Below are 2,630 nucleotides of genomic sequence, written 5' to 3' on the forward strand. Positions count from 1 at the left end.
ATGTTACTCTCATTTGAACAATACACATAAAGGTACCCATTCTTGGCGATGCCTACACTTTGTGGCGGATGTGTATATACTACATTCGCATCACTCACCATACTGAATCCACTGCTTGCACTCACCACCCTAAACTGCTCATCAAACAGTATCCAGTTGATGTAGGCTTTGGGGCGGATACCTGTATTTGGTTCATTATTTGTGAGCCAGTTGTTCACATCTCCAGGCGTCACTGCTGAACCTGTTAATGCGGCTGCTGTAGCTTTACCGGTGCCAGCAACTGCACTTGTTCCTGCTAATGCTATCAGCAGGTTGTTCACTACAATATTATATCCTGTATTAGTGGGGGTACCACCCTGCCAGAAGCTCTTGCCATAGATCGCCACATTATCACCTGCCATCACTCTTAACGTAATACCCAATCCCATCTTGTCACCTGTAGCACCGTTGAGCCGGTATATCTTCAGGCTGGTAGCTGTGGTATTACTCGTCGGGTTAGTATTATAAGGCGGGTTACCATTGTTGTTCGGATAAGTGGGTGTCAATGAAGCGGGGTTAGGTACAATAGCTGCTGTGTTGATCGCATAATAATTACCCTCTGTTGCTACAGCTCCGTCTTCCAGGGTGGCTACTGGATACACACCCTGCTGCTGCTCATCGGTCAGTACCATGCGGGTATTACCCAGGTGATCTTTTACAAAATAATCATAGACGAATACCGCAGGGCTGCTCACTGATACATTATGGTTCAGTCTCACCCTTCCTTCTTCATGATCCAAGAATTGCAGCACACTGTTTTCATATACAAAACCTCCCAGGTAATCCGTGGTCATGGTAAGGATACTCTTTAATGAATCATAGGTGCGCTTTTGCAGCTTGTTGCCTGTTGCGTCATAGATATAGGTGATGGTTCCCTTACCTGCTACATTGATCAGATAAGGAAGATTCAGGTGATTATAAGTAATGCCTCTAGCACTGCCGTTTCCGATATTTTTATTAAGGTCTTTCAACAGGTTACCATTGTTATCATAGCTGTAGTCCGCTGTGGTTGCAGTTTTACTACCAATACTGTTCAAATAAGTCTGTGAAGCCCTAAAATCTCCCAGTATCGTATTGGGATCATTCTGGGCATCGATCACATTGAGTAGTTTGTTGCTGTTGCTGTTGTAATTGTAGCTCAAGTTATCAATCAGTGAGCTGGCATTCAACTTCAGACCCTGCTGCTGCATAGCCAGGATATTCCCATTGGCATCATACGCGCTCGATGCATTGATGCCATCTCCCATTTTCACTGAGAAGTCGATCGTAAAATTGGCATTAGCAGGATCGGATTTCTGCCAGTTGCTACCAAAGTGCTGGTTAAAGTCTCCATAGAGCAACCGGTTGGCAGCATCATAACCATAGCCATAAGCCCGCTCTGCCCCATCGCCGGCGCTCTGCCATCGCTGGCCTCCTATATTCCCATTGAACTGATTGCTGCCAAAACCCCAATCGTAGCTCAAATCCATCGCAAACCATTTGTTGCCGGCTATATTCATCTGCGATGTAGTAGGCCCAGAAGCTGCTCCATAGTTCCAGTTCATGCCCTTGAGCCAACCGCGGATATTGTAGCTGTAATCCTGGTTGTTCAGGGCAGTAGTATCGGTCATGGATTTCTGGCCTAGTTCTTTACGCAGTAATTGCCCCAACGCATCGTAACTGTTCCTGGCTACAAAGCGTTTGGTGCTGTCATTATCATTGAGTTGTTTGGTAACAGTAAGCAATCGGCCGGCATGGTCGTAATCAAAATTTGTTCTTATCCTTTCCACATCATTGCCAGCCGGGTTGTTGTGCAGCAGGTAGCTACAAATCAGCTTATGATTAAAATCATAGCGATGGGTAGTGATGTCCTGGCCTCCACGGTAATTATCTGCATTGGTTTGTACCACCCTGCCTTTGTTATCATAGAATATGGCTGTTTCCATCCAGTTACCCTGGGCCAGGTTGGCTGGGTTTTCTATCACCCTTACCCGGGTAACAGTGGTCAGGCCGCGGATTTGAGCACTGGCAGCGGGTGGAAGGCTGTCTCCATATACATTGTTACCAATACCCAGTTTGCTATTGTTGGTAGTATTATAAGTCTTAGACGTAGCACTGTAATCATCATAATAAGTATAGGTCAGCGGGATGGGGTTGGTTCCCACAGCAAGCGGGTTATCCATCACTGTTACCGTATTACTGAAGCTGGCAGGGGTGGCCGCTACGATCTGTGCCGTGAACTCTGCAGTGCCCTCACTCGAAAACCCATCGGTGAAGCTGATGCTGCCCGAAGCCTGGTAACTGCCCCGGCCCACTTCCCTCACACCTATGGATAAGTCCGTGGGGGTGGCCAGCACATAAGTACCACTGGTGGTTACGGTACCGGCATTATTGTTACCTGTATTGGCAGTTACATAACTCTGCAAAGCAGCCGGGGTACCGGTATAGGTGAGCATACCCGTTTGCACAGGACGGTTGAGTCCATCGTACAAGGTATACAACCACTGGGCGGTAGCACCCATATTAGCGTCCTGGGTAAATACCAGCCGGTCTCTTTTATCATAGATCATGTATACCCAGCCTGCACCCGGCACTTTCTTGGCAATCATCCG

1 protein-coding gene is annotated in these 2,630 nt (G+C 47.3%); it reads right to left on the bottom strand.

All coding sequences use genetic code 11. The annotated features are described in order from the left end of the window. A partial coding sequence (locus tag BLU98_RS17950; RefSeq protein ID WP_504739190.1) for an RHS repeat domain-containing protein occupies window positions 1-2,630 on the bottom strand: 2,630 nt, incomplete at both ends.

Origin of the sequence: Hydrobacter penzbergensis, assembly GCF_900106985.1 — a bacterium.
In the GTDB taxonomy this organism is placed as follows: Bacteria; Bacteroidota; Bacteroidia; order Chitinophagales; family Chitinophagaceae; genus Sediminibacterium; species Sediminibacterium magnilacihabitans.